Raw genomic sequence first — 1,448 nt, 5'->3', positions numbered from 1 at the left:
CCAGCAACCCGAGTGCGACGGTGAGCAGGCCGGTGCCGACCAGCGCCACGACCTGGGCGCTGAACAGTTTTCGGTAGGCGGTATTCCGCAGGACCTCAAGCATGTGCGTCCACCTCCCGCTCGGTGCCGACGGTGCCGTGCGGGTGCCGGTGGTGGGCCGGGATCCCCTCGAGGGCGTGTTCTGCTTGGAATATGGCGTCGGTGACGAGCTGGCGGGCGTGCTCGTTCGCGAGGCGATAGAACACCCGGGTGCCTTCGCGCCGGGTGGCCACGATGCGCGCCAGGCGCAGCTTTGCCAGGTGCTGCGAGACGGCGGCCTGGGACTTGTTGACGGTCTCCGCCAGCTGGTTGACCGACAGTTCCGTGTCGCGCAGCGCGAGAATGATGCGGATGCGCGTGGCGTCGGCGAGCATCGCGAACACCTCAACGGCCAACTCGACATACTCACTGTCGGTATCCAGCGTGCAACCATCCGTATCTGCATTCATACGCAGATTATTGCACACGAGGATCACGCCTCGTATGGCCAACTGTTCACCTGGCCCTTGATGCGAGCACGGTTTCCCTTGTCGGCGTGGTGCGGTGAGCGGATCAGTTGCCTGCTAGCAGCAGGTGTCCGCGTCGAGGGTTCGTTCGCCCGTGAGGGCGCTGATTGGCACCGCGCAGGTGTCGCCCTTCCAGGCTTCCAGACCTTCCTTGATGGCAAACCCAGCAATCACGAAGGCGGCGATCGAATCCGCCCACGCCCACCCCAGGAGGGAGTTGAGCAGGAGCCCGCCGAGGAGCGCCGCGGACAGGTAGCTGCAGATGAGGGTCTGTTTCGAGTCCGCCACGGCCGACGCTGATCCCAGCTCACGGCCGGTGCGACGTTCCAGCCAACTCAGCACGGGCATGATGGCGAGGCTGACGGCGGCCAGCGCGATCCCGACCGGGCTGTGTTCCGGCTCGCGAAGACCGAAGAGCGACAGACCGGTGTCGACGATCACGTAGGCGGCCAGGCCGAAGAAGGAGTACGCGACGACGCGCAGCGCGACTTTCTCGCGCTTCTCCGGGTCGGGAGCGGCGAATTGCCACGCGATCGCGGCCGCGGCGAGCACCTCGACGATGGAGTCGAGACCGAAGCCGATCAGCGCGGCGGACGATGCCACCGTGCCGGCGGCGAGGGCGATGATCGCCTCGATCACGTTGTAGGTGATGGTGATGGCGACGATGATCCGGATCCGGCGTTGCAGGACCAGTTTCCGGACGGGGTCGGCGACGCGCGCGACTCCAATCTTTGTTGCAGTCATGCTCCGGTCCCGCAACAGAAGGGCAGGTCGCAGTTTTCGTCGGAGCAGTCGACGCCGTCATCCACCGCGAGCACAACGTCGAACAGCAGCGTCAGCGCTCGGGTCAGGTGTCGGTCGGCGATTTCGTACCGTGTCTGACGGCCCTCCGGCACAGCGGCT

At 65.9% G+C, this 1,448-nt stretch carries 2 protein-coding genes and 1 pseudogene; all 3 read right to left on the bottom strand.

From position 1 onward, the window contains the following. Window positions 1-95: 95 nt before the first annotated feature. Window positions 96-488, bottom strand: coding sequence for an ArsR/SmtB family transcription factor (locus QMK22_RS17425; protein WP_283498920.1), 393 nt, complete (start codon window positions 486-488; stop codon window positions 96-98). Between the two features lie 114 nt (window positions 489-602). Next, a complete protein-coding gene (locus QMK22_RS17420) occupies window positions 603-1,289 on the bottom strand; it encodes a cation efflux transmembrane domain-containing protein (RefSeq protein ID WP_283498919.1) in 687 nt (228 codons plus the stop codon). Next, window positions 1,286-1,448 (bottom strand): annotated as a pseudogene (locus QMK22_RS17415) (Cd(II)/Pb(II)-sensing metalloregulatory transcriptional regulator CmtR); the annotation flags it as partial. The gene QMK22_RS17420 and the pseudogene QMK22_RS17415, both read right to left, overlap by 4 nt.

The organism is Cryobacterium sp. PH29-G1 (assembly GCF_030063365.1).
Lineage (GTDB): Bacteria > Actinomycetota > Actinomycetes > Actinomycetales > Microbacteriaceae > Cryobacterium.
The sequence above is the reverse complement of the archived record's forward strand: the minus strand, read 5'-3'. Positions and strand labels throughout refer to the sequence as shown.